Source organism: Streptomyces sp. NPDC046977, assembly GCF_040644455.1.
In the GTDB taxonomy this organism is placed as follows: Bacteria; Actinomycetota; Actinomycetes; order Streptomycetales; family Streptomycetaceae; genus Actinacidiphila.
The window spans coordinates 286,344-309,845 of record NZ_JBEYWO010000001.1 but is presented as its reverse complement, the minus strand read 5'-3'; the positions used below and the strand labels follow the sequence as shown (position 1 = coordinate 309,845).

Annotated in this window: 21 protein-coding genes; 15 read left to right on the top strand and 6 right to left on the bottom strand. The window is 73.3% G+C overall.

Annotated features, from left to right (window positions below; all coding sequences use genetic code 11):
* The first annotated feature begins 23 nt into the window (after positions 1 to 23).
* The 4 genes from ABZ883_RS01270 to ABZ883_RS01255 all read left to right on the top strand — a co-directional run bounded on the left by ABZ883_RS01270 (position 24) and on the right by ABZ883_RS01255 (position 4,444).
* Positions 24 to 1,781, top strand: a complete 1,758-nt coding sequence (locus tag ABZ883_RS01270) for an FAD-dependent monooxygenase (protein ID WP_360899485.1) — start codon at positions 24 to 26, stop codon at positions 1,779 to 1,781.
* A gap of 12 nt (positions 1,782 to 1,793) precedes the next feature.
* Positions 1,794 to 2,669: an intradiol ring-cleavage dioxygenase gene (locus ABZ883_RS01265; RefSeq protein WP_360899482.1), complete on the top strand. Its 876-nt coding sequence runs from the start codon at positions 1,794 to 1,796 to the stop codon at positions 2,667 to 2,669.
* 8 nt (positions 2,670 to 2,677) lie between these two features.
* Entirely contained in the window at positions 2,678 to 3,757 is a 1,080-nt protein-coding gene (locus ABZ883_RS01260; protein ID WP_360899479.1) for a maleylacetate reductase, read from the top strand.
* 225 nt (positions 3,758 to 3,982) lie between these two features.
* On the top strand, positions 3,983 to 4,444 hold the full coding sequence (locus tag ABZ883_RS01255; RefSeq protein ID WP_360899476.1) for a hypothetical protein: 462 nt from the start codon (positions 3,983 to 3,985) through the stop codon (positions 4,442 to 4,444).
* Here the strand turns inward: ABZ883_RS01255 and ABZ883_RS01250 are convergent.
* On the bottom strand, positions 4,386 to 4,637 hold the full coding sequence (locus ABZ883_RS01250; protein ID WP_360899473.1) for a hypothetical protein: 252 nt from the start codon (positions 4,635 to 4,637) through the stop codon (positions 4,386 to 4,388). The genes ABZ883_RS01255 and ABZ883_RS01250 overlap by 59 nt on opposite strands.
* Before the next feature lie 237 nt (positions 4,638 to 4,874).
* Between ABZ883_RS01250 and ABZ883_RS01245 the strand changes: the two genes are divergently transcribed.
* On the top strand, positions 4,875 to 5,897 hold the full coding sequence (locus ABZ883_RS01245) for a saccharopine dehydrogenase NADP-binding domain-containing protein (RefSeq protein ID WP_360900206.1): 1,023 nt from the start codon (positions 4,875 to 4,877) through the stop codon (positions 5,895 to 5,897).
* Positions 5,898 to 6,072: 175 nt separating this feature from the next.
* A complete protein-coding gene (locus tag ABZ883_RS01240) occupies positions 6,073 to 7,503 on the top strand; it encodes a hydrolase (protein ID WP_360899470.1) in 1,431 nt (476 codons plus the stop codon).
* Here the strand turns inward: ABZ883_RS01240 and ABZ883_RS01235 are convergent.
* The 3 genes from ABZ883_RS01235 to ABZ883_RS01225 are packed head-to-tail and all read right to left on the bottom strand — an operon-like array spanning position 7,490 to position 11,113.
* Complete coding sequence (locus tag ABZ883_RS01235) at positions 7,490 to 8,644, bottom strand: glycosyltransferase (RefSeq protein WP_360899467.1); 1,155 nt, start codon at positions 8,642 to 8,644, stop codon at positions 7,490 to 7,492. The two genes, ABZ883_RS01240 and ABZ883_RS01235, sit on opposite strands and share 14 nt — an antisense overlap.
* Positions 8,644 to 9,900 carry a nucleotide sugar dehydrogenase gene (locus ABZ883_RS01230; protein WP_360899464.1) on the bottom strand — a complete coding sequence of 419 codons (1,257 nt, stop codon included), beginning with the start codon at positions 9,898 to 9,900 and terminating at the stop codon, positions 8,644 to 8,646. The genes ABZ883_RS01235 and ABZ883_RS01230 overlap by 1 nt, the downstream gene beginning before the upstream one ends.
* A 19-nt stretch (positions 9,901 to 9,919) precedes the next feature.
* Positions 9,920 to 11,113, bottom strand: a complete 1,194-nt coding sequence (locus ABZ883_RS01225) for a glycosyltransferase (protein WP_360899461.1) — start codon at positions 11,111 to 11,113, stop codon at positions 9,920 to 9,922.
* Positions 11,114 to 11,415: 302 nt separating this feature from the next.
* On the opposite strand from ABZ883_RS01225, the gene wecB reads away from it, so the two are divergent.
* The 6 genes from wecB to ABZ883_RS01195 all read left to right on the top strand — a co-directional run bounded on the left by wecB (position 11,416) and on the right by ABZ883_RS01195 (position 18,798).
* Positions 11,416 to 12,501: a UDP-N-acetylglucosamine 2-epimerase (non-hydrolyzing) gene (wecB, locus tag ABZ883_RS01220; RefSeq protein WP_360899458.1), complete on the top strand. Its 1,086-nt coding sequence runs from the start codon at positions 11,416 to 11,418 to the stop codon at positions 12,499 to 12,501.
* Positions 12,494 to 13,135 carry a methyltransferase domain-containing protein gene (locus ABZ883_RS01215; protein ID WP_360899455.1) on the top strand — a complete coding sequence of 214 codons (642 nt, stop codon included), beginning with the start codon at positions 12,494 to 12,496 and terminating at the stop codon, positions 13,133 to 13,135. The genes wecB and ABZ883_RS01215 overlap by 8 nt, the downstream gene beginning before the upstream one ends.
* A complete protein-coding gene (locus ABZ883_RS01210; protein ID WP_360899452.1) occupies positions 13,135 to 14,958 on the top strand; it encodes a hypothetical protein in 1,824 nt (607 codons plus the stop codon). The genes ABZ883_RS01215 and ABZ883_RS01210 overlap by 1 nt, the downstream gene beginning before the upstream one ends.
* Positions 14,955 to 17,123 (top strand): glycosyltransferase, encoded by a 2,169-nt coding sequence (locus tag ABZ883_RS01205; RefSeq protein WP_360899449.1) that lies wholly within the window; start codon positions 14,955 to 14,957, stop codon positions 17,121 to 17,123. Before ABZ883_RS01210 ends, ABZ883_RS01205 begins: the two co-directional genes overlap by 4 nt.
* A gap of 178 nt (positions 17,124 to 17,301) precedes the next feature.
* On the top strand, positions 17,302 to 17,844 hold the full coding sequence (locus tag ABZ883_RS01200; protein ID WP_360899446.1) for a PadR family transcriptional regulator: 543 nt from the start codon (positions 17,302 to 17,304) through the stop codon (positions 17,842 to 17,844).
* A gap of 33 nt (positions 17,845 to 17,877) precedes the next feature.
* The gene (locus ABZ883_RS01195) at positions 17,878 to 18,798 is read left to right on the top strand and encodes a carbohydrate kinase family protein (protein WP_360899443.1); all 921 of its coding nucleotides are present in this window, start codon (positions 17,878 to 17,880) and stop codon (positions 18,796 to 18,798) included.
* On the opposite strand, the gene ABZ883_RS01190 is transcribed toward ABZ883_RS01195, so the two are convergent.
* Both ABZ883_RS01190 and ABZ883_RS01185 read right to left on the bottom strand, forming a co-directional pair.
* Positions 18,774 to 19,790, bottom strand: coding sequence for a DUF6745 domain-containing protein (locus ABZ883_RS01190; protein WP_360900203.1), 1,017 nt, complete (start codon positions 19,788 to 19,790; stop codon positions 18,774 to 18,776). The genes ABZ883_RS01195 and ABZ883_RS01190 overlap by 25 nt on opposite strands.
* A gap of 97 nt (positions 19,791 to 19,887) precedes the next feature.
* Positions 19,888 to 20,214, bottom strand: a complete 327-nt coding sequence (locus tag ABZ883_RS01185; protein ID WP_360899440.1) for a hypothetical protein — start codon at positions 20,212 to 20,214, stop codon at positions 19,888 to 19,890.
* 183 nt (positions 20,215 to 20,397) lie between these two features.
* Between ABZ883_RS01185 and ABZ883_RS01180 the strand changes: the two genes are divergently transcribed.
* The 3 genes from ABZ883_RS01180 to ABZ883_RS01170 are packed head-to-tail and all read left to right on the top strand — an operon-like array spanning position 20,398 to position 23,501.
* The gene (locus tag ABZ883_RS01180) at positions 20,398 to 21,357 is read left to right on the top strand and encodes an STM4015 family protein (protein ID WP_360899437.1); all 960 of its coding nucleotides are present in this window, start codon (positions 20,398 to 20,400) and stop codon (positions 21,355 to 21,357) included.
* A gap of 7 nt (positions 21,358 to 21,364) precedes the next feature.
* On the top strand, positions 21,365 to 22,330 hold the full coding sequence (locus ABZ883_RS01175; RefSeq protein WP_360899434.1) for an STM4015 family protein: 966 nt from the start codon (positions 21,365 to 21,367) through the stop codon (positions 22,328 to 22,330).
* Positions 22,311 to 23,501 (top strand): STM4014 family protein, encoded by a 1,191-nt coding sequence (locus ABZ883_RS01170; RefSeq protein ID WP_360899431.1) that lies wholly within the window; start codon positions 22,311 to 22,313, stop codon positions 23,499 to 23,501. Before ABZ883_RS01175 ends, ABZ883_RS01170 begins: the two co-directional genes overlap by 20 nt.
* Position 23,502 lies beyond the last annotated feature (1 nt).

The following is a 23,502-nucleotide window of genomic DNA, read 5'->3' as shown; positions in this document are numbered from 1 at the left end:
TTATCCGTCAGGGAGCCGCTTTGATGGAGAGCATCGAAACCGATGTGCTGATCGTGGGGAGCGGGCCCGCTGGGGCGACCGCCGCGCTCGCCCTCAGCACGTACGGAGTCCCCAACGTCGTCGTGACCCGGTACCACCGCCTGTCGGCGACCCCCCGGGCGCACATCACCAACCAGCGCACCATGGAGGTCCTGCGCGACCTGGGCGTCGAGCAGGAGGTGATCGCCAAGGCCACCCCTCAGCCGCTGATGGACAACACGGTCTTCTGCACCAGCATCGCGGGCGAGGAGCTGGGCCGCCTGCGCTCCTGGGGCAACGACCCGCTGGTCCAGGCCGCGCACGAGCTCGCCAGCCCGACCCGCATGTGCGACATGCCGCAGCACCTCATGGAGCCGGTGCTCGTCGACGCCGCCGTCGCCCGCGGGACCAAGCTGCGCTACGGCACCGTCTACAAGTCCTTCGTGCAGGACGCGGACGGCGTGACCGTGACCGTGCAGGACATCCTGCGCGGCGACGAGTACACCATCCGCGCCAAGTACCTCATCGGCGCCGACGGCGGCCGCAGCCAGGTCGCCGAGGACGCGGGCCTGCCGATGGACGGCAGGATGGGGGTGGCGGGCAGCATCAACATCCTCTTCGACGCCGACCTGTCCCGCTGGACCGCCCACCGGCCCGGCACCCTCTACTGGGTCCTGACCCCGGGAGCGACGGTCGGCGGCATCGGCGCGGGCCTGGTGCGCAACGTCAAGCCGTGGAACGAGTGGCTGATCGTGTGGGGCTACGACGTCGAGGCCGCCCCGCCGGACCTCACCGAGGAGTACGCCCTGTCGGTGGTCCGCCGGCTGATCGGCGACGACGACCTGCCGGTGACGATCCGCTCCAGCTCGTCCTGGACGGTCAACGAGATGTACGCCACGACGTACTCCAGCGGCCGGGTCTTCTGCGCGGGCGACGCCACGCACCGGCACCCGCCGTCCAACGGACTGGGTTCCAACACCTCCGTCCAGGACTCCTACAACCTGGCGTGGAAGCTGAAGCTGGTGCTCGAGGGCGCCGCGGCGCCGTCGCTGCTCGACAGCTACACCGCCGAACGCGCCCCGGTCGGCCGGCAGATCGTCACCCGCGCCAACAAGTCCATCGGCGAGACCGCCCCGGTCTTCGAGGCGCTGGACCTGCTCGCCCCGCAGAGCCCTGAGCAGCTCGTCGCCAACATGGAGTCGCGCAAGGAGGCCTCGCCGGCCGGCGAGAAGCGCCGGCAGCGGCTGCGCGAGGCGATCGACTTCAAGCGCTACGAGTTCAACGCCCACGGCGTCGAGCTCAACCAGCGCTACTCCTCGGCGGCGGTCGTCCCCGACGGCACCGCGGACCCCGGTTTCGACCGGGACCCCGAACTCCACCACCAGCCCAGCAGCCGCCCCGGCGCCAAGCTGCCGCACGCCTGGCTGACCGCGGGCACCCGCACCCTGTCCACCCTGGACCTGGGCGGCGGCGGACGCTTCACGCTGCTCACGGGCATCGGCGGCGAGGCCTGGGTGGCGGCCGCCCGCACCGTCGGCGCCGAGCTGGGGCTGGACATCGGGACCGCCGTGATCGGCCCGGGACGGGACTACGAGGACCCCTACGGCGACTGGGCGCGGCTGCGCGAGACCGGCGACACCGGCGTGCTGCTGGTCCGCCCCGACCTGTACGTCGCCTTCCGGCAGACGGGCGGGGCGGGCGACGAGGCCGAGGCACGGTCCGTGCTCGGCGGGGCGCTGCGGCGCATCCTGGGACGGGACTGACAAGGAGCCACGATGGACTTCACCGAAGAGAGCGCGACCCCGGCGGTCGTGGAGAGCTTCGCCGGCACGCCCGATCCGCGGCTGCGCGAGATCCTGGGCAGCCTGACACGCCATCTGCACGACTTCATCCGCGAGGTCGAGCCCACGATGGAGGAGTGGGAGTGGGGTGTCGACTTCCTGACCCGTACCGGGCAGAAGTGCGACGACACGCGGCAGGAGTTCATCCTGCTCTCCGATGTCCTCGGCGTGTCGATGCTGGTCGAGACGATCAACCAGCGCAAGGCCGCGGGGACGGCCGGTGAGCCGGTCACCGACTCCACCGTGCTCGGCCCGTTCCACATGGTCGACTCGCCCGAGCGCGCCTTCGGCGACTCGATCGACATGATGGGCACCGGGCAGCCGTGCGTGGTGACCGGGCGGGTGCTGTCGGTGGACGGCACCCCGCTGGCGGGCGCGATGGTGGACGTGTGGCAGGCCGACGACAACGGCTTCTACGACGTGCAGCAGCCGGGGGCGCAGCCGCAGGGCAACGGGCGCGGGCTGTTCACCACCGACGAGGAGGGGCGCTTCCGCTTCAGCACGGTCGTCCCGGCGCACTACCCGATCCCGACGGACGGCCCGGTCGGCGAACTGCTCGGCGCCACCGAGCGCCATCCGTACCGGCCGGCGCACATCCACTTCATCGCGGGGCACACCGGCTTCCAGCCGGTGACCACGCACATCTTCGTCGAGGACAGCGCGTACCTGGACTCGGACGCGGTGTTCGCGGTGAAGAAGAGCCTGGTGCAGACGTTCACCGAGGTCGACGACGCCGCACTCGCGGCGGAGTACGGGGTGAAGGCCCCGTTCCGGCTGGCCGGCTTCGACATCGTGCTGCGGCCGTCATGAAGGCCGTCATGAACACTGAAAGCTTGGACTTCGTCCACGAGTCGCTGCCGATGCGGGTCGTCTTCCGCACCGGGGCCGCCACCACCGCCGTCGCCGGCGAGGCCGACCGGCTCGGGCTGACCCGTGTGCTGGTGGTGTCCGGGCGGCACGGCCTGGACACCGCGCGGGCCGTCGCCGACTCGCTCGGCGCGGCCTGCGCGGGCGTCCACCCGGGCGCGGTGATGCACGTCCCGGTGAAGGTGGCCGACGAGGCCGTCGAGGCGGCCCGGGACGTGGACGCGGACGGCCTGGTCGCGGTCGGCGGCGGCTCGGCGGTCGGCCTCGGCAAGGCGGTCGCGCTGCGTACCGGACTGCCGCTGATCGCCGTGCCGACGACGTACTCCGGCTCGGAGATGACCTCGGTGTGGGGACTGACCGAGGATGCCGTCAAGCGCACCGGCCGCGACCCCCGTGTCCTGCCGCGCAGCGTCGTCTACGACCCGGAGCTGACGGTGTCGATGCCGCCCGCGCTCTCGGTCACCAGCGGCGTCAACGCGATGGCCCACGCGGTCGAGGCGCTGTACGCGCCCGATGCCACGCCCATCGTCTCGCTCATGGCCGAGGAGGGGGTACGGGCGCTGGCCGCCGCGCTCCCCCGTGTCGTCGCCGACCCGGCCGGCCCCGGGGCCCGCGGCGACGCCCTGTACGGGGCGTGGCTGTGCGGCGCGTGCCTCGGCGCGACGACCATGGGCCTGCACCACAAGCTGGCCCACGTGCTCGGCGGCACCTTCGGCCTCCCGCACTCGGAGACCCACACCGTGCTGCTGCCGTACGTGCTGGCCTTCAACGCCCCCGCCGCGCCCGCGGCTTCGGCGGCGCTCGGTCGCGCCCTGGCCACCGACGACCCGGCCGCCGCCCTGCACTCCCTCGGCGGCCGGCTCGGCGCCCCCCGCTCCCTGGCCGAACTCGGCCTCGGCCGGGCGGACATCAACCGCGCCGCGGAGATCGCCACCGCCGCTCCGTACGCCAACCCCCGCCCCGCCCTCGCGGACGACGTCCGCGCGGTCCTCACCGCCGCCTTCGAGGGAGCCCCACCCGCCGCCCTCTGATCCCGGCCCCGGCGGCCCTCCGCAAATCTGGAGACAAAAGCCGTCGGGGCCTGTCGGGGCCATTCGGAATTGCTGGCGAGAAATCACCCGTGGGAAGGGCGGGTGTTCCCTGCGCCGCAGCTCACGGGGGCGCACACGTATACGAAAAACAAGTGTTTTCGACCCTCAAACGCCATGCCCCGCCACCCCTTCCGCCAGGTAGAAATATCTACCAAGGTAAGGCCCATGAGGAATACGGCACCGAAGCAGGCAACGGAATGGCTGGCGGCCGCCGCGGCGGATCCGCGGGCGTGCAAACGGGAGTGGGAGCACGGGGAGAGCGGCACCGCACTGCTGCCCGCGGGACGGTTCTGGGACGTGCTGAGCGTCCCCGAGGATCTCGGACTGCTCGCCCTCGACGCCCTCTTGCGCATGCCGGGGGCGGAGCCGGGCCCGACGCTCGCGGACGCGGCGTCCCATCGGGTGGGCTTCTTCCTGCCCCCGGATCCGGTGAGCAGATGGGTGGGCTCGGGCATCCGGTACGCCGGCGCGGGCGCGTGGATCGCGGTCCCGCCGCCGTACCGCGCGGCGGGGGCGGGGGCGCTGCGGTGGCTCGTGCCACCGGACGGCAACGGGACGCTGCACACCCCTACCGTGGTGGAACTGGCTCTGTTCCAGGCTGCGGTCGCGGCCGACTGCCACCGCTGAGCGGGTCCGGCTCCGGCTCGTCCGCGCCCGTGCGGCGCGGGACCGTCCGCCCCGCGCCCCGCCAGTCGGCGACGAGTTCGGAGTAGATCGGCGGGTCCAGCCAGTACGCGCCGGTGAGTTCGGCGTAGGTGAGGTGATGGTCGGCGTGGCCGGCGATCAGGCACCCGCGGGCAGCGATGGATGTGCTCTCCATGTCCCCATGCAACGCAGCGAATACGCCGGTGGTACGTCCCAGCCCCGCCGCGCCACTGGATCGGGTGAGCACGCCCCCCTCGTTCGAGGGCGTGTCATTGTCGTTTCAGCGGCTGGTCGGATGATCTCCCTTCCCCCTCCTCCCCCGGCCCCGCGCCACTCGCTGCGCCCCGTGGTGACCGGCGGGTAACATCGGCTCCGGACCGCCGTTTCGAGGGGAGCCGCACGCGTGACGTGGATGCTGTACGGAGCCACCGGGTACACCGGACGCCTGATCGCGCGGGAGGCCGTGGCCCGAGGGGAACGCCCCGTGCTGGCCGGTCGCGACGCCACCGCACTGGAGCCCCTGGCGTCGGAACTCGGGCTGCCGCACCGGGTGGTGGGCCTCGGCGACGCCGCCGGTCTGCGCGAGGCCCTGACCGGGATGACGTCGGTCGCGCACTGCGCCGGCCCCTTCTCGGCGACGGCGCTGCCGATGGTGGAGGCATGCCTCGACACCGGGACCCACTATCTCGACATCACGGGCGAGATCGACGTGCTGGAGCGGCTGCACGCCCTCGGCGGGCGCGCCCGGGCGGCCGGGGTGACGCTGCTGCCCGGCGCGGGCTTCGACGTGGTGCCCACCGACTGCCTGGCGGCGACCGTGGCGGCCGCACTGCCCGGCGCGACCCACCTGGACCTGGCATTCCTCGCCGGGGGCGGGGCCAGTCCCGGCACCGCCCGCTCCGCGCTGGAGGCGCTCGACAACGGGGCGGGCGGACGCGCCAGGATCGACGGCGTGATCCGCGACGTACCGCTGGGCCGGCACCGCGTCACAGCCTCCTTCCGCACCGGCGACCGCCGGGTGGCGAGCGTCGCGTGGGGTGACGTGAGCACGGCGTACCACTCGACGGGCATCCCGAACATCTCGACCTACACCTGGCTGCCGGCCGCTCCGCTCGTGGACCGGCTGCTGGCCGTCGCGCCGGTGCGGCGTGCCGCCCGCGCGGGGATCGACCGCTTCGTGCGCGGCCCGGGCGAGCGGGCCCTGACCCGTACCCGGTCCCAGGTGTGGGCGCGCGCCCGCGATCCGCGCGGCGGCGAGGCCCAGGCGGCGCTGTCCACGCCCAACGGCTACGCCCTGACGGTGGATTCGGTGCTGCGGATCGTGCCGCGGCTGCCGGATCTGCCGCGCGGCACGCACACCCCGTCCTCCGCCCTGGGCGCCGATTTCGTCCTGGAACTGGACGGTGTGCGGCGCAACGGGCCGCGTGTCGGCTGAAGAACCGCCGGTTCCGCCGCCGGGCGAACGTCCTGTCGTCCGCCGCCCGGACGAGGAACTTGCCATGTACCGTTCAATAGTTCGCCATGTGCGACGCACGTCCCCCCTTGATCTACGCGCGCAGAATCAGTCCGCACCGCCTCTCTGAACACCCCCACACAGGAGGTTCTGCAGGATGCCCCGATCTGCCCGCACCCGCCGGCTCACCGCGTCCGCCGCGGCCCTCGGCGCGCTGCTCACGGCCACCGCCCTACAGGCGGCCGCCCCCACCGCCGTCCACGCGGCCACCCCGCACCGCGTCCTGTTCGACAACGCCCACGCCGAGACGGCCGGCAACGCCGACTGGGTCATCAGCACCAGCCAGCCCGACCCGCTCGGCCAGGACGCCACCCCCTCGGCGGAAACCGATTGGACCGGCGCCCTGTCCTCCTGGGGCGTGGCCCTGCAGCGGACCGGCACCTACTCCCTGAAGACGCTGCCGTCGGGCGGCACCATCACCTACGGCACGTCCGGCGCCACGGACCTGAAGAACTTCGACGCCTTCGTGCTGCCCGAGCCGAACGTGCTGCTGACCACGGCCGAGAAGACCGCCGTGATGAAGTTCGTGCAGGCCGGCGGCGGACTCTTCCTCGTCTCCGACCACACCGGCGCCGACCGCAACAACGACGGCGAGGACGCGGTCGAGGTCATCAACGACCTGATGAGCAACAACTCCGTCGACAGCACCGACCCGTTCGGCTTCTCCGTCGACACGCTCAGCATCGGCTCGGACTACCCGAAGGCTGTCAGCGACAGCACCAACCCCGTGCTGCGCGGTTCTTTCGGCACCGTCACCAAGAGCCTGATCGCCAGCGGGACCACCGCCACCCTGAAGCCCGCCGACAACTCCTCCGTCAAGGGTCTGCTGTACCGCACCGGCTACTCCGGCAACACCGGCGCCTTCTTCGCCACCAGCACCTTCGGCAGCGGCCGGGTCGCCTTCTGGGGCGACAGCTCCCCCATCGACGACGGCACCGGCGCCTCCGGCAACACCCTCTACGACGGCTGGAACGACTCCGGCGCCACCAACGCCGCGCTCGCCCTGAACGCCACCGAGTGGCTCTCGGGCGCGACCGGCAGCGGGGGCGGCGGCGGTGGGGGCGGCGGCACCTGCACCGCCGCCCAGCTGCTCGGCAACCCCGGCTTCGAGTCGGGCGCCACCGCCTGGACGGCGTCCAGTGGCGTCATCACCAACTCGGCGGACCAGGCCGCTCGCACCGGCTCCTACAAGGCGTGGCTCGACGGCTACGGGTCCGCGCACACCGACACCCTCGCCCAGACGGTGACGATCCCCGCGGCCTGCACCTCCGCCACGTTCAGCTTCTACCTGCACGTGGACACCGACGAGACCACCACGACCACGGCCTACGACAAGCTGACCGCGGCCGCCGGCTCCACCACCCTGGGCACCTGGTCCAACCTGGACGCCGGCTCCGGCTGGGCGCTCAAGAGCTTCAGCCTGGCCGGCTTCGCGGGCCGGACGGTGACGCTCAAGTTCACCGGGACCGAGGGCTCGCAGATCCCGACGTCCTTCGTCATCGACGACACCGCGCTCACCGTGAGGTGATCGCCGCGGCACCCGGCTGGGCGGCGGCGGCAGCGGCCGCCGCCGCCCAGTCCTCCAGACCCGCGACGAACTCCCCCGCCCGGTCGGGCCAGTTGAGGACCGACAGTGCCGCCGCGTGCCCCCGAGCGCCCATCAGGCCGCGCAGCTCCGCGTCGGTACGCAGCCGGCGCACGGCCTCCGCCGCCGCGGCGGGGTCCTCGTAGGGCACGAGGATCCCGCAGTCGTGCTCCTTCACCAGATCGGCGGCGAGCGGGTTGGGGGTGCTGACGACGGGGATGCCGTACGCCATGTACTCCACGACCTTGGTCGGCCGGGAATGGCGGTAGTTGGCCTCGTCGCGCAGCAGGGACATCCCGGCGAGCGCTCCGCGCAGCCGGCCGAGCGCCTCGTCGTTGGGCAGGAAGCCGTGCCAGCGCAGCACGCCGTCGCGGTCGGCGGCGGACAGTGAGGCACGAACGTCGCCGTCGGCGGCGCCGATCACCTCCACCGTGACCTCGGGGGCCAGCAGCCGTGCCATGGCGATGAGTTCCTCGGTGCCCCGGGCACGGGACAGCTGTCCGAGGTAGACCACCCGGTCGCCGCCCGGGGGCACCGGGTTGCCCGGCGGCACCGTCACCAGATTGGGTACGACGGGGTGGATGCGCCGGAACCTCTCCTGGTAGGCGTCCTCGGCGAGCAGCAGGTGCAGATGGCGTTCGGCGATCCGCTCCGCGGCGCGCACCGCGAGCCGCACCGGCGGGCGCAGCGGCTTCGGCACCCAGCCCTTCATCGCGATCGCCGCCGCCGTGTCCTCGTGCACGTCCCAGACCACGGCGGGCCGCCGGGCGCCGATGCGCCGCCAGTGCCGCAGCGCGCCGGACACGGCGAGCAGCAGCTCCGGGTCGTGCAGCAGGACGACGTCCGCCGCGGGCCCGCGCGCGTCGAGCATCCGGCGCGCGGCCCGGACCGCGGCGCGCCGGTCGCGCCCCATGGCGCGCGGCAGATCAACCGCCTCCACGTCGGGCCGCGGCGTCACGCCCCGCGCGCTGAAGGGCGCCGCGTACGTGACGGTGTGCCCGCGGTCGAGGAGCGCGGCGATCTGCCGGTGCAATATCCGGGCGTCCTCGGGGTGGTGGACGATGGTCACCACGAGCACGTGCATCACAGCACCTCGACATCGGGCCGGTTCAGGCGTCCGCGCGTGTCGAACAGCAGGCGCGCCCGATCCGAGACGTCCTGCAGGTCGTACGCGCTGTGGTCCTGGAGAAGGATGGTCAGGTCGTGCTCGCCCAGGGCCGTGGGCAGGTCCCCGGCCGGCGCCACCGGCTCGCCGTCGACGGTCCAGCTGTCCACGAACGGGTCGTCATAACTCACCTGGGCGCCGAGCTTGCGCAGCAGCCGTGCGACGGGGACCGCCGGGGTCTCCCGCTGGTCGGCGACATCGGGTTTGTAGGTGACGCCGAGCAGCAGCACCCGTGAGCCGTTCACGGGCTTGCCCGCCTCGTTGAGCAGGTCCTGCGCGCGGCGCACCACGTACTCGGGCATGCGGTGGTTGATCTCCCGGGCGAGCTCGACGAAGCGGAACTCGTAGCCGAGGGTGCGGACCTTGTAGGAGAGGTAGTTCGGGTCGATGGGGATGCAGTGGCCGCCGACCCCGGCGCCCGGCCGGAAGGCCTGGAAGCCGAAGGGCTTGGTCGCCGCGCAGTCGATGGCGTTCCAGATGTCGACGTCGAGTTCGCGGCAGAGCACGGCCAGCTCGTTGACCAGCGCGATGTTGACGTGCCGATAGGTGTTCTCCAGCAGCTTGGCCATCTCGGCCTCGCGGGTGCCCTTGGCCTGGACGACGGTGTCGACGACCTTGCTGTAGAAGGCGACCGCGCGCGCCGCGCACTCCGGGGTGTGCCCGCCCACGATCTTGGGGGTGTCGCGCAGGCCGTACTTCTTGTTGCCCGGGTCGATCCGCTCGGGGGAGAAGGCGAGTGAGAAGTCCTGTCCCGCGCGCAGTCCCGAGCGTTCCAGGATGGGCCGCACGACCTCGTCCGTGGTCCCCGGGTAGGTCGTTGACTCCAGGACGACCAGCACCCCGGGACGCAGGCGGGCCGCGATGGCCTCGGCGGCGCCGGTGACGGCGGTGAGGTCGGGCCCGCCGTCGGCGGACAGCGGGGTCGGCACGCAGATGATGACCGTCTGGGCCTCCGACAGGCACTCCTGCGCGGTGCTGGCGGTGAAGCCCGCGGACAGCATCCGTTCCAGATCGAGGTCGGAGACGTCGTCCACGTGGGAACGGCCGGCGTTGAGACCGGCCACCACCCGGGGATCGAGGTCGTGCCCCACGACGCTCAGGCCCACTGCCGCGGCTTCGCGGGCGAGAGGAAGTCCCACGTATCCGAGGCCTACGACTGCGAGGTCCACCGTCATTGCCGCACCGTCCTGAGTGCTATGAGGCCCCCAGCCTCCGGTAGGCATCGCGCGTCCGCCCGGCGATGTGTGCCCAGGTACGATCGCGAGCCACTCGGGTGCGGGCAGCTTCACCCATGATCCGTCGTAGTTTCGCACTATAGAGCAATACTTCGAGCGTTTCCGCCCACGCGCGAGGATCGTCCGATGAAATTAGTTTTCCGTTCACCTCATCATCGACGAGTTCGCCTATGGCCTTGAGATCACTCGCAGCAACAGGAATGCCACTCGCCATCGCCTCGACCGGTTTCAGCGGGGTCACCAATTGACATACCCGATCGGGGGTCCGCGGAACAGCGAAAACGTCCAATACCGCGTGATACGACCGCACCTCCGAGTACGGCACACGACCGGTGAACACCGCACTGTCGCCGAGCCCCAACGCGGCCGCCTGCCGCTCGAGCGCCGGACGCAACGGTCCGTCACCGACGATGAGCAGGCGCAGGGGTACGCCCCGGCCCCGCAGTTCGGCTCCCGCCGCCAGCAGGGTGCCGATGCCCTCGTGCGGGGTGAGCGTGGAGACCGTGCCGACGACGAATTCGTCCGGGGCGATGCCCAGCCGCGCACGCAGCGGGCCCGCGTCCGGCAGCGGTTCCAGGAAGACGTCGTCCACGGCGTTCGGCACGACCAGGACCCGCTCCTCGGGAACGCCGCGCGAGACGATCTCCTCCTTCATGGCCTCGCCGAGGGTGAACACCATGTCGGCCTCGCGCATGCAGTGCGTCTCCAGCGCCCGCCGCTCGCGGAAGGACGGGGAGTCCGGGCTGCGGCCGGGCCCCTGCGTCAGCCAGGTCTCCTCCAGGAAGCCGCGCACCTCGTACACCACGGGGAGCCCGAACGACTCGCGCAACGCAAGCGCCACTCGGCCGTTCGGGTGATCGGTGGCCGCGTGGAGCACCGACGGGCGCAGCTGTTCGACCAGACGGGCGGCGAGCTCCGCGTTGCGGGCCAGGACCGCACCGGGTGCCGCCGGCATGGTCACGGGCAGCAGCCGGTGGTACGGCACCCCGTCCACCACCTGCGTCGGCCGGCCGTCCCACACCCCCTGCGCCACCGGGAAGCCCAGCCGGGTGACCACCTGCGGGTCGAGCCCGGCCTGTCGCTGGGCGCGCGCGATCGCGTGAGTGCGTACGGTGTAACCGGCGTTCCGGTACGGCAGCGAGTTGGTGACCACGTGCAGCACACGCCCCGGTACGGGGGTCCCCGGAGTGCCGCGCGGCGCGGGCACCGCACTCGGTCCGTAGGCGTCACCCCCCGTACCGCGGACCCGGTGCGGATCACGGGCCGGGAGCCGGGCCAGGGCCCAGCCGGCGGGACGGCGGGCCGGGCCCGGCGCGAGGCGCAGGGCGAGACCGGCAGCCCGCACCGGATCGGTACGAAGATGACGGGCCGCTACGGAAGCGGCCAGAATCAAGGCACGCACAGTACGACGTCGCACACGACCACCCTACGCACCTCCACCCATCAGGAGTCACCGTGCTCGGCTCGGTAGTCCATGTCGTCGGCGCGAGGCCGAACTTCGTCAAGGCCGCCCCCGTGGTCGCCGCGTTGCGGGCGGCGGGTCAGCCGCAGTCCGTCGTGCACACAGGGCAGCACTACGACGAGCGCATGTCGGACATCTTCTTCCGGGAACTCGGCCTGCCCGAGCCGGACGTGGACCTCGGTGTGGGCTCCGGCAGCCACGCACGGCAGACCGCCGCGCTGCTCGTCGCACTGGAGGACGAGCTGTCAGCCCGCTCCCCCGCGCTCGTCACCGTCTACGGCGACGTCAACTCCACGCTCGCCGCGGCGCTCGTCGCGTCCAAGCTGGGACTGCCGGTCGCCCACGTCGAGTCGGGGCTCCGCAGCTTCGACATGACCATGCCGGAGGAGGTCAACCGGCGGGTGACCGACCAGCTGTCCGACCTGCTCTTCGTCACCAGTCCCGAGGGCGTCGGCCATCTCGCCAACGAGGGTGTGGACCCGGCGCGGGTGCACTTCGTGGGCAACCCCATGATCGACACCCTCATGTCCCACCTGCCGCGCTTCGATCCCGCGGCGGCCCGCGCCGCGCACGGACTGTCCGAGCACTACGGCGTGGTGACCCTGCACCGTCCGGCCAACGTCGACGACCCGGCCGCGGCGGCCGCCGCCGTACGGGCACTGCGCGGCGCCGCCGAACAGCTGGAACTGGTGATCCCGCTGCACCCGCGCGGGCGCGCCGCCCTGGAGGCGGCGGGCCTGGCCGGGGCGCCCGGCGTGCGCATCGTCGAACCGCTCGGATACCTCGATTTCATGGGCCTGCTGCGCGGCGCCGCCGCCGTCATCACCGACTCCGGCGGCGTGCAGGAGGAGACGACCGTACTCGGCGTGCCGTGCCTGACGCTGCGCCCCAACACCGAGCGCCCGGTGACGGTCACCCACGGCACCAACCGGCTGGTGGACCCCGACAGCCTGGTGCCCGCGCTGCTCAAGGTGCTGAACGGCGGGTCGGCGGCCCCCGAGGGGCCGCCCCTGTGGGACGGCCGCTCGGGCGAGCGCATCGCCAGGATCATGACCGAATGGCTGGAGCACCATGTCTGATCCGTCGGGGCAGAAGACCCGGGACTACTGGGAGAACCGCCACCGGCGCCACGACGAGTTGGCCTCCAGCGGGCACATCGGCCTGGAACGCGCCGCCAACGAGGTCTTCTACGCCGTCCGCCTGGCCGAACTGCTGCGCCACACCGGCGACGCCGGCAACGGCACCGACCCCCTGTTCGTGCTCGACGCCGGCTGCGGCAAGGGGTGGTTCGCCCGTGCCCTGGCCCGCTGCGGCCACCGCGTCGACGCCTTCGACGCCAGCCCCGAGGCCGTCGGGCAGGCCCGCGAACTCGGCGGCGGCCCGCGCTACGCGGTCTCACGGCTCGACGCGTGGCGCAGCCCGTGGCTGTACGACGTGGTGCTCGGCGTCGACGTGCTCTTCCACGTCATGGACGACGCGCTCTGGGAGTCGTCCATGATCAACCTCGCCTCCCTGGTGCGCCTGACCGGCCGTCTCATCGTCTCCGACGAGGACGCGCCGGTCCCCACGCCCCGGGGGGACTACATCCTGCACCGCCCCACGGCCGACTACCGGGCCGTCGTGGAACCACTCGGCCTGCGCCACACGGGTTTCACGCCGTACGGTTTCCGGGAGAACCGGGTCGGTTTCCACGTCTTCACGAGGACCTCCTGATGCGCCTGCTCGATCTGCTCCACCCGCACCTGGACGGCGTGACCGAGATCGTCGACGCGACCGGCGGCGGCATCCCCCTCGAGCCGTATCTGCACCTGCCCGAGGGCATCGGCCTCACCCGCTCCGGCCCGGAGGACAAGGAACCGGTCGGCGAGGGGCAACTCCTCCTGCTGTCGTACGGCCCGGATCCGGCGCGGCACGGCGACGAGGCGGCGTTCACGGCCGCACTCGGCCGGATGCGGCCCGGCGGCCGCGGGCTCGTCGTCCTCGGCCACGTCACGAACGAACTGCCCTACCACCGGCTGCTGGACGGGCTGGTCGCCCACCGCTGCCAGGTGCTGCGCGCCGCCGGGCTGGGCTACGTCCACCTGCACGGCGGCGCCGTCTTCGCGTGCACCGACCACCTGCTGCCGCTCCACGACGGTGCGGGCCGCCCGGTGCCCGGCGACGGCGACCCCAACGCCACCGCGCTGCGCATCGCCGGCGAGTACGTCCTGACCGACTTCGTCTCCCGCGCCCAGCGGGACCGGCTGCTTGACCTGGAACGGCGCCACGAGGAGGACAGCCGGGCCCTGGAGACGCTGCGCGACGAGAGCGGCGCGGACCGGGCGGCCGCCGCGGTCCGCGAACGCGACCAGATCGCCGCGGCGCTGCGCCAGGCCCGGGACCGGGTCGGCGTGCTGGAGGCCCGGGTCGCCATGCTCCAGGGCTCCACCTCGCTGCGGGTCGGCCAGGTGCTGATCTCGGCGGCCCGCTCCCCGCTGCGCGGCTCGGCACGGCTGCCGCGCGAGCTGTACGGCATGTGGCGCGGGCGCAGCAAGGGCGGCCGGCCGGTCGCGGCCCGGCCGAAGGCCGGCGCCTCCGCCCTGGCCGAGGCCGCCGCCGCCGACGGCGACCGGCTGCACCTCGCGCACCGCGCCTTCTCCGCGGGTCCCCGGGACCGCCTGGTCGTCGCGGGTGTGCTCAACGCGGCGACGGCGGCCGACTTCGCCCACGACGCGGTCGTCAACCGCGCGCTGCCGCACGACGCCACACTCGTCGCGGAGCGCACCGACCCCGACGTGCTGGTCGTGCAGCTCAGCGCCTGCACGGGCCCCGGCCCGTGGACGCACACCGGCACCGGGCTCGCGCCCGACCTCGACCGGCGGCTCGCCGAGCTGCTCTCGACCGCGCGCGCCGCGGGCCGCCCGACCGTCCTGTGGCGCGACGCTCCCGCGTCGGCCGCCCCGGGGCTGTCCCGCTTCCCCTGGGACGCCGTCATCGACGGCGACACCGGCGTGCAGCCGGCCCGGCTGGACCCGGCGAGCACGGAGCGGGCGGACCTGCGGGAGATCTTCACCTCCCGGGCCACCCGGGTCCGGCTGTCGCAGCTCGCCCGGATCGCCGGCGCCGTCGACCCGCTGGACGGCCGGCGTGTCGCCGTGCTCGCCGACCCGCGCGACGGCGAGGAGATCTCCCGGCTCATCGGGCAGGTGCTGGCGCAGCTCCACCGGCCGGCCGAGGTGCTGGTCCCCACGCCCGGCACGGAGCTGGCGGAACTCACCGCCGGCGGTGTCACCGTACGGGCCTCCGGCGACGGGCCGAGCACGCCCTGGGTCGCCGACTGGACCGACCTCGGCGAGGAGCGCGAGGCGGCCCACCTTCTCGACCTGATGTGCGCCCAGGAGTGCTCCGGCGCCGACGCGGTGGGCTACAGCGCCGACGGCGCGGGGTTCGTGCCGCACGTCAACGGGTTCCGGCCCGCACTCGTCCGCAAGTCACTGTGGCGCGCCCCGGAGGGCGCGGCTCGGCTGTTCACGATCCGCCAGGAGGACGCACGATGACGGCGCCGCGCACGATTCGCGCGATGGTCTACGGGGACGTGGACCTCAATCTCATCGACGGCTCCGCGGTCTGGGCGCAGTCGATGGTGCAGGCCCTGTCGCTGGCGGGGTGCGAGGTCCGGCTGGTCCTCAAGGCGCCGGTGCGCACCGGGCGGCTGGTCGACCCGCTCGCGGCGCTGCCGGGTGTCACCGTCGTGACGACCGACCGGGTGCTGTCCCCCGTCCAGGCCTCGCGGAAGCTGCGTGCCCTGGACGAGGAGCAGCCCTGCGACCTGCTGGTGCTGCGCGGCCGCCGGGCCGTCACGCAGATCGTGGCGGACGGCGAATTCGACGGGAGGATCTGGGCGTACCTGACCGACATCCCGCAGTCGGCGGCGGAGATGACCGCCGAAGCCGCCCAGGACCTGGCCCGGATCGCCGAGGCCTCGCAGCAGTTGCTGTGCCAGACCGAGGAACTGCGCTGCTTCATCGAGGCGTGGGTGCCCGAGGCCTGCGGCAAGTGCGTGCTCTACCCGCCGAGCGTGCCGCTGCCCGACTTCGACGTCCAGGAGCACCAGGCGGCGGGGGAACCCGTACGCATGGTCTACACGGGCAAGTTCGCGCCGCGCTGGAACACCCTGGAGATGACGGAACTGCCGCGCACGCTCGCCGCGCGCGGTGTGCGGGCCGAGCTCCACACGGTGGGCGACAAGATCCACGAGGACCCGCTGCACCCGGAGTTCCACGACCGCATGGAGCGCGCGCTCGGCACCACCTCGGGTGTGGTGCACCACGGCGGCATGCCCCGCCAGGAGGCGATGCGGATCGCGGCGGGCTGCGACGTGGGGCTCGGCTGGCGCCATCCGGATCTGGATGCGAGCCTCGAACTGTCCACGAAGGTGCTGGAGTTCGGCACCCTGGGGCTGCCGGTGGTGCTCAACCGCACGCCCGCGCACGAGGCGCTGCTCGGTGCCGACTACCCGCTCTTCGTCCCCGGCCGCGGGACCCTGGAGGACGCGGCGGAGGCGGTCGCCCTCGCCGCCGGCTCCAAGGAGGCCTACCGGCTGGCGGCAAAGCGCTGCCAGGAGGCCGCGGCGCACTTCTCGCTGGAACGGGCCGCCGAGCGGCTGCGCGGTCACCTCGACCGGGCCTTCCCCCCGGAGCCGGAGGGACTCGTGAAGCGCAGCCGGCCGCTGCGCGTGGTGGTGGCCAGCCACGACCTGAAGTTCTTCACCCGGCTGCTCGACCACATCCAGGCACTGCCCGGGGTCGAGGTGCGCATCGACGCGTGGCCCGCGCTGGCCAAGCACGATGTGGCGGTCAGCCGTGAACTGGCCGCCTGGGCCGATGTGGTGGTCGTGGAATGGTGCGGCCCGGCGGCCATCTGGTACAGCCACAACAAGCGGCGCGGCTCCCGGCTGGTGGTCCGGCTGCACCGCTTCGAGCTGTACGCGGGCTACCCCGACAAGGTCGACATCGACGCCGTCGACCGGATCGTCTGCGTCAGCCCGCACTACAGCGACCTGACCCGCGAGCGCACCGGCTGGCCGGCCGACAAGATCGTGACGATCCCCAACTGGGTCGACGACCGCCAGCTCGACCGCCCCAAGTCCGCCGACGCCCGCTACCGCCTGGGCATGATCGGCATCGCCCCCGCCCGCAAGCGGCTGGACCTGGGGCTGGACGTGCTGGAGGCGCTGCGCGCGCGGGACCCGCGCTGGCAGCTGTCGGTGAAGTCCAAGATGCCGTGGGACTACTGGTGGATCTGGAACAAGCCGGAGGAGCGCACGCACTACGACGCGATCCTGCGCCGGGTCCAGTCCGCTCCGCTGCTGGAGGACGCGGTCGTCTTCGACAGCTTCGGCGCCGACGTGGCCAGTTGGCTGCGGCGGATCGGCTTCGTGCTCTCCACGAGCGACGACGAGAGCTTCCACCTGGCCCCGGCCGAGGGAATGGCCTCCGGCGCCGTTCCGGCGCTGCTGCCCTGGCCGGGCGCGGACACGATCTACGACCGCCGGTGGATCCATGAATCCCCCGAGGCGATGGCGGACGCGATCCACACCCTGGCCGAGGACGGCTGGGCGGCCGAGGCCGGGCATGCGCGCGGCTGGCTCCGGGAGTCCTTCGGCCTGGACAAGGTCCGTGCCGCGTGGACCGAGTTGCTCACCGGCTCCGCGGCACGTTGAGCGGCCGGGCCGCGGGGCGGGCGATCGCCCGTCCCGCGGTCGGCCCGCGGTCGGCCCGTGGTCGTCCCGTGGTCGTCCCGTGGTCGTCCCGTACGGCAGGGGACACCCCACGCCTGACATGTCCGCCATGGACTTTCCATCCGTCACCTGTCAAAGGTGACCTGTTACGATCCGCCGCATGAGCCTTCGCCATGCCGTCCTCGGGCTGCTCGCCGAGCGCCCGGCCAGCGGGTACGACCTGCTCGGAAGGTTCCAGACGTCCCTGGTCAACGTCTGGCCCGCGACCCAGAGCCAGCTGTACACCGAGCTGAACCGGCTCGCCGACGCCGGGCTGGTCGCCGTCAGCGCCGAGGGCCCGCGTGGCCGCAAGGAGTACACCCTCACCGACGAGGGCCGCCGGGAACTGCTGCACTGGCTCGTCGAGGTGGAACCGCAGCGCGTCCGCCGCAGCGACGGACTGCTGCGCGTGTTCTTCCTCAACCAGGTCGCCCCGGAGCAGGCCAGGACCTACATGGAGCGCGAGGGTACGACCGCGGTCGAGTACCACCAGGAGCTGGCCGAACTGGAACGCTCCGTCGACTGGGACGAGGGCGACCTCTCCTTCTACGGCCGGCTCGCCCTGGAATGGGGACTGCGCTTCACCCGCATGCAGGAGGAGTGGGCCCAATGGGCGTCCGAACGTATCGCCGAGCGCACGACCGAACGGCCGCCACAGCCGTAACATGGCGCCCCGGGCGGTCTATTGGAGGTGCACATGACCACGGATGAGGCGCCGTACGACATCCTCGTCGTCGGCGGTTCCGGAGTGGACACGGTGGTGCGGGTCGACAGCCTGCCCGTGCCGGCCGCGGACTCCCTCGGTGTGCCGCCGATCCTGGAGTGGCCGGGGCAGACCGGTGGCAATGTGGCGCTCGGCTGCCGCGCGCTCGGGATGACGGTGAAGTTCCTCGACTTCACCGGCGACGACTGGCTCGGCGGCCTGGTCCGCGAGCGCCTCACCAAGGGCGACGTGGACTTCGAGGCACTGATCTCCCCGGCAGGCACCCGCCGGGCGGTGAACCTGGTGGACACCACCGGGCGCCGCATGTCCTTCTACGACGGCCGTGACCCCGCGGACCTGCGGATGCCCCGCGACTTCTACCTCCCGCACCTGCGACGCGCCCGGCACGTGCATCTGTCGATCTCGCACTTCACCCGCTTCCTGTACGACGACATCGAGGAGCTGGGCCTGCCCGTCTCCACCGATCTGCACGACTGGGACGGACTCTCCGGGCACCAGCGGGAGTTCGCCCGCCGCTCCGACCTGGTGTTCCTCAGCGCGGCGGGCTCGGGCGAGCGCATCGCGGACGTCATGCGCGGCATCCTGCGCGACGGTCGCGCCACGGCGGTCGTCGCCACCGCCGGCGCCGGGGGCGCCTACCTCCTGGCACGCGACGGCGGACGGACCCCGCGGCACATCCCCGCCGTGCCTCCGCCCGGCCCCGTCAGGGACTCCAACGGCGCCGGCGACGCCTTCGTCTGCGGCTTCCTGTACGGCAGGGCGCGCGGCCTGGACTTCGCCGAGAGTGCCCGGCTCGGCGCGGTCGCCGGCGCGCACGCCTGCGCCACGGAGGGCAATGCCGCCCTCGTCGACGCGGAGACCCTGGACGCTCAGGTCTCCCGTTCCGGTATGTAGTCCGCCTCCTCCAGACCGAAGGTCCAGGCGACGCCCTCCCGCGCGGTCCGCGTCCGCGGCGGCACCCGCAGCCAGTACGTGCGGTGGGTGCCGTCCGGCTCCGGCGTGGAGTTGACGACCTCGACCATCACGAGCGGTTCGTCCCCCGCCAGTTCGATCCGCCACAGCACACCGGCCGCGTCGCGCTGCACCGGCTGCGCCCCGGACTCCTCCAAGTAGCGGTCGTAGCCGTAGAACTCCAGCATCACCCGGCGCAGCTCCGCGTTCTCCTCCTCGCGTATCCGGGCCGGGGTCAGTTCCGACAGCCCGTCGAGGAACGCGGCCGGCACCGGCATGCCGCGCCAAGCGTGCAGGGCGAAGCCGTCGGGGAAGGCGAGCGCGGGGCCGTCGCCCCGGTCGAGGCGGCCGGCCTCGTCCCGGTGCAGCTCCAGGGGGCGTTCGGCGACGACCGCGATCCGCTCGTACGGCCACCACCAGCCCGCGGACCGGGCGACCGCGGCCAGCCCCGCCAGGTCATCGGTGCCGTCCTGACCGTCGAACGCGGCGAGCCAGGCCGCGTCGTGCTGGCCGAGGACCGCGTCGAGCAGGGCCGAGCGGACCGCCCGCTCCCCGCCGGGCACGTCCGCGGCGGACTCGGCCACCCCGGTCCGTATCCGCTCGGCGAGCAGCACGGTGCCGTCCCACAACGGGGCCCCGGTCACGGCCCAGTGGGCCGCCCATCCGGCCGGGCCCATCCGCTCGGCGACCCGCTCCCGTGCCGCCGCCCACGGCAGGGTGCGCACCCGCTCGCGGACGCTCGGGCCCGCGGACCCCTCCCGCGTCAGGCCGGCCGCGAGGGCCACGCCCTCCCGGGGCGAACCGGCCCACACGATGCGCTCCGGCACGGGCAGACCCGCCAGCCGGTAGGCCTGCCGCACCCCCTCCTCGGCCACCGCGCGGTCGGCCGGGCCCGTCTCCGCGGCGACCTCCCGCCACACCGCGGCCGTCTCCATCGGGGTCGCCGCCGCCCCGGTCGCCGCTTCCACCGCCACTGCCCCCGCTGCCCCTGCTGCCCCTGCCACCGTCATCGCTCCCGCTCCCCGGTCCTTCTCAGTCCGCCACGACGCGCACCGCGCCGGGCACGTACTCGCGCTGCCGCACCACCCGGTACCAGCCCTTCGGCAGGGGTATGGCCGCGTGCTCCTCGTGCACCACCCGTCCCCCGTCGGGGAGATGGAGGTACGCGACACCGAACGGCCCCGCCTCGCGCACCAGCGTGCCCGGCCCGACGACCGCGTGGGCGTGGCCGGTCACCTCGCCGAGCGCCAGCACGAGCCTGCCCCGCCCGTCCCTCGGCTGCCGCGGCAGCCGGTCCGTGCCCGGTGGCACGGCGGCCTCCGCGACGGGCACGATCAGGACGTCCCCCTGCCGGTACATGCGTGTCTCCCTTCGCCGTCGGCGCGCCTCGCCGACCCGATGTCCACGACGCTACGCGGGGGGTCCGACAACGGCCCCGCGCGGCTTCGCCGTCCACAGCCCGCGCGTACCGCTGTCGGAGGGGCTTGGTACAACTCTTCGCGAGCGCAGAGCACCGGCCCGTCACGTCAGGAGACCAGCGACATGTCCCACGTCGAACACCTGCAGGAACTGCACGGCCTGCCGGCCTTCGCATTCCCCGGACCCGACGCCCGGCGGGAACTGCCGGAGGCCGGGGCCGTGGCCTGGCGGCTGGCCGTCGACCCCTACCGCAACAACGCCCCGGAGACGTTCGAGGCGTTGTGGGACCGGTTCCTCGACACGGTGGACACGGCGTCGGTCCGCGCCCTCGTGATCGGCCAGTGGGGCGAGCCCTACGACAACGACTCCGGGGTCGTCGTGCAGCGGCTCGTCGACGCCCGGGACCGGCTGACCGCCCTGCAGGCCGTGTTCATCGGCGACCTGGAGATGGAGGAGGCCGAGATCTCCTGGATCGAGCAGTCCGACGTCACCCCGGTCCTCGACGCCTATCCGCTGCTGGAGGAGTTCGGCGTCCGCGGCGGCACGGGCCTGCGCTTCCCCGCGGTCAGCCACAAGCGCCTGCGCACGCTCTGCTTCGAGGCCGGCGGCCTGCCCGGCGAGGTGGTGCGCGGTGTCGCGGCGAGCGAACTGCCCTCGCTGGAGTACCTGGAGCTGTGGCTCGGCGTCGACGAGTACGGCGGCGACGCGACGGTCGCGGACCTCGCCCCGGTCCTCTCCGGGGGCCGCCTGCCGGCGCTGCGCCACCTCGGTCTGCGCAACAGCGAGATACAGGACGAGATCGCCGCCGCCGTCGCCTCCGCACCGGTCGTGGCCCAGCTCAAGTCGCTGGACCTGTCGCTGGGCGTGCTCACTGACGAGGGCGTCGCCGCCCTCCTGGCCGGTCAGCCTCTCACCCATCTGTCCTGGCTGGACCTGCACCACAACTTCGTGAGCGACCCGGTCGCCGAACGGGTGCGCGCGGCTCTGGAGCCCTCCGGCGTCGAGGTCGACCTGTCCGAGCCCGGTGACGAGGACGAGGACGAGGACGGCTCCGTCTTCCGCTACACCGCCGTGGCGGAGTGAGGCGGCCATGACCTTCGCCGAACACCTTCGGACCCTGCACGGGCTGCCCGTGCACACCCTGACCGGGACCGACGCGGCCGGTCTGCCAGCGGCCGGCGACGTGGCCTGGCGGCTGGACTGCTTCGCGGCCGACGAGATGCCCTTCGACGAACTGTGGCGGGGCTTCACGCAGGCCGTCGACACCCGGCAGGTGCGCGCCCTCGTCCTCGGCCCGTGGTGGGACGACGAGTACGCCGAACTGCGCCCGGCCCTGGAGCTGATACTGGCCGACGCGGCGCGCTTCCCCGCCCTGCGCGCCCTGTTCCTCGCCGACGTCACCGGCGAGGAGTGCGAGATCTCCTGGCTGCAGATGACGGACGTCACGCCGGTCCTGGAACGCTTCCCGCTGCTGGAGGAGCTGGGTGTGCGCGGCGGGGACCCGAACGGCGTGGGCGAGGAGGCCCTGACCCTGCGCCCGGTGCTGCACGAGGCGCTGCGCGTGCTGCGCTTCGAGTCCGGCGGACTGCCGGGGCAGGTCGTCCGGGCCGTCGGCGCCAGTGAACTGCCCGCCCTGGAGCGCCTGGAGCTGTGGCTCGGGGTGTCGAACTACGGCGGCGACGCGACGGTCGCCGACCTGGCGCCGCTGCTGGCGGGCGGTCGGTATCCGGCGCTGCGTCACCTCGGTCTCCAGGACAGCGAGTTGCAGGACGAGATCGCCGCCGCCGTGGCGTCGGCGCCGGTGGTGGCGCAGCTGGAGTCGCTGAGCCTGTCCATGGGCACCCTCACCGACACGGGCGCCGAGGCACTGCTGAACGGGCAGCCCCTCACCCACCTCAAGCGGCTCGACCTGCACCACCACTTCCTGAGCCAGGCCGTTGCCGAGCGGGTGCGCGCCGCCTTCGGGGCCACGGGGACCGAGGTCGACCTCTCCGAGGCCCAGACGGCGCGCCGGTGGCGGGACGAGGAGTGGCGCTATGTCGCCGTCTCCGAATGAGCCCGCACGGAGCGGGCCGGCCGCGGAGGCGGTCCGCTTCGCCGTCGTCGGCAATCCCGAGAACCGCCGCACGTCGCTCTTCGCCGATGCCGTACGCGCCGCGGGACACCCCGCACCGCGGGTGCTGGCCTGGCGCGAGGTGCTGGACGGCGGGTACGGGTTCGAGCCGGGCGAGTTCGTGCGGATCGACTCCCCCGGCGAGAACGCCGACGTGGACCGTCTGCTGCGCGGCGCCGGCGACCCGGCCCGGGTCGAGGGCTCCGCGCGGTGGTACCGCCGCTTCACCGCGGCGGTCCGGGAGGTCGCGGACGCGGCGCGCCGGGCCGGCGCGGTGCCGTCCGCGGACCCGGAGGACGTCGCCGTCATGTTCGACAAGCGGCGCTGCCACGCCCGCCTCGCCGCCGTGGGGGTCCCGGTGCCGCCCGCCCTGACCGGCCCGGTCGGCGGCTGGGAGGACCTGCGGGACGGCTTGCGGGAGGCGGGGGTCCGGCGGGCCTTCGTCAAGGCCGCGCACGGCTCGTCCGCCTCCGGAGTCGTGGCGCTCGCCGTCGCCGGCCCCGGCCGGGTCCGGGCCACCACCTCGGTGGAGACCACCGACGACGGGCGGCTGTTCAACTCCCTGCGGGTGCGGCACTACACGACTGAGCCGCAGGTCGCCGCCCTGGTCGACGCCCTGGCCCCCGACGGCCTGCACGTCGAGCGCTGGCTGCCGAAGGCCTCCCTCGGCGGCCGCGCGGCCGACCTGCGCGTGGTGGTCGTCGCGGGCCGGGCCACGCATGCCGTCGTCCGCACGAGCCGGCACCCGATGACCAACCTTCACCTCGGCGGGACCCGCGGTGACCTCGGCGCCGCCCGTGCGGCCATCCGGGCCGCCGGAGGCGCCCTGGACGACGCGCTGCGCCTCGCCGAGCGCGCGGCGGCCTGTTTCCCGGGCACCCTCTGCGTCGGCGTCGACGTCCTGCCCGCGACGGGCTGGCGGCGTTTCGCCGTCGGCGAGGTCAACGCCTTCGGGGACCTGCTGCCGCGGCTGACCGGACTGCCCGGCAGCGCAGCCGAGGGCCTGGACACCTACGCCGCGCAGGTCGCCGCCGTACCGGCCGTGATGGAGCGCGAGCGAGCACGACGCAAGGAGCGAGACCGTGAGAACCCGGCCGGCACCGCCGAAGCCTGAC

What these genes read in the sequence shown, in the direction of transcription:
- ABZ883_RS01270 (WP_360899485.1), top strand. Translation starts at nt 24, where the DNA reads ATGGAGAGCATCGAAACCGATGTGCTGATCGTGGGGAGCGGGCCCGCT.
- ABZ883_RS01265 (WP_360899482.1), top strand. Translation starts at nt 1,794, where the DNA reads ATGGACTTCACCGAAGAGAGCGCGACCCCGGCGGTCGTGGAGAGCTTC.
- ABZ883_RS01260 (WP_360899479.1), top strand. Translation starts at nt 2,678, where the DNA reads ATGAACACTGAAAGCTTGGACTTCGTCCACGAGTCGCTGCCGATGCGG.
- ABZ883_RS01255 (WP_360899476.1), top strand. Translation starts at nt 3,983, where the DNA reads ATGAGGAATACGGCACCGAAGCAGGCAACGGAATGGCTGGCGGCCGCC.
- ABZ883_RS01250 (WP_360899473.1), bottom strand. Translation starts at nt 4,637, where the DNA reads ATGGAGAGCACATCCATCGCTGCCCGCGGGTGCCTGATCGCCGGCCAC.
- ABZ883_RS01245 (WP_360900206.1), top strand. Translation starts at nt 4,875, where the DNA reads ATGCTGTACGGAGCCACCGGGTACACCGGACGCCTGATCGCGCGGGAG.
- ABZ883_RS01240 (WP_360899470.1), top strand. Translation starts at nt 6,073, where the DNA reads ATGCCCCGATCTGCCCGCACCCGCCGGCTCACCGCGTCCGCCGCGGCC.
- ABZ883_RS01235 (WP_360899467.1), bottom strand. Translation starts at nt 8,644, where the DNA reads ATGCACGTGCTCGTGGTGACCATCGTCCACCACCCCGAGGACGCCCGG.
- ABZ883_RS01230 (WP_360899464.1), bottom strand. Translation starts at nt 9,900, where the DNA reads ATGACGGTGGACCTCGCAGTCGTAGGCCTCGGATACGTGGGACTTCCT.
- ABZ883_RS01215 (WP_360899455.1), top strand. Translation starts at nt 12,494, where the DNA reads ATGTCTGATCCGTCGGGGCAGAAGACCCGGGACTACTGGGAGAACCGC.
- ABZ883_RS01210 (WP_360899452.1), top strand. Translation starts at nt 13,135, where the DNA reads ATGCGCCTGCTCGATCTGCTCCACCCGCACCTGGACGGCGTGACCGAG.
- ABZ883_RS01205 (WP_360899449.1), top strand. Translation starts at nt 14,955, where the DNA reads ATGACGGCGCCGCGCACGATTCGCGCGATGGTCTACGGGGACGTGGAC.
- ABZ883_RS01200 (WP_360899446.1), top strand. Translation starts at nt 17,302, where the DNA reads ATGAGCCTTCGCCATGCCGTCCTCGGGCTGCTCGCCGAGCGCCCGGCC.
- ABZ883_RS01195 (WP_360899443.1), top strand. Translation starts at nt 17,878, where the DNA reads ATGACCACGGATGAGGCGCCGTACGACATCCTCGTCGTCGGCGGTTCC.
- ABZ883_RS01190 (WP_360900203.1), bottom strand. Translation starts at nt 19,790, where the DNA reads ATGGAGACGGCCGCGGTGTGGCGGGAGGTCGCCGCGGAGACGGGCCCG.
- ABZ883_RS01185 (WP_360899440.1), bottom strand. Translation starts at nt 20,214, where the DNA reads ATGTACCGGCAGGGGGACGTCCTGATCGTGCCCGTCGCGGAGGCCGCC.
- ABZ883_RS01180 (WP_360899437.1), top strand. Translation starts at nt 20,398, where the DNA reads ATGTCCCACGTCGAACACCTGCAGGAACTGCACGGCCTGCCGGCCTTC.
- ABZ883_RS01175 (WP_360899434.1), top strand. Translation starts at nt 21,365, where the DNA reads ATGACCTTCGCCGAACACCTTCGGACCCTGCACGGGCTGCCCGTGCAC.
- ABZ883_RS01170 (WP_360899431.1), top strand. Translation starts at nt 22,311, where the DNA reads ATGTCGCCGTCTCCGAATGAGCCCGCACGGAGCGGGCCGGCCGCGGAG.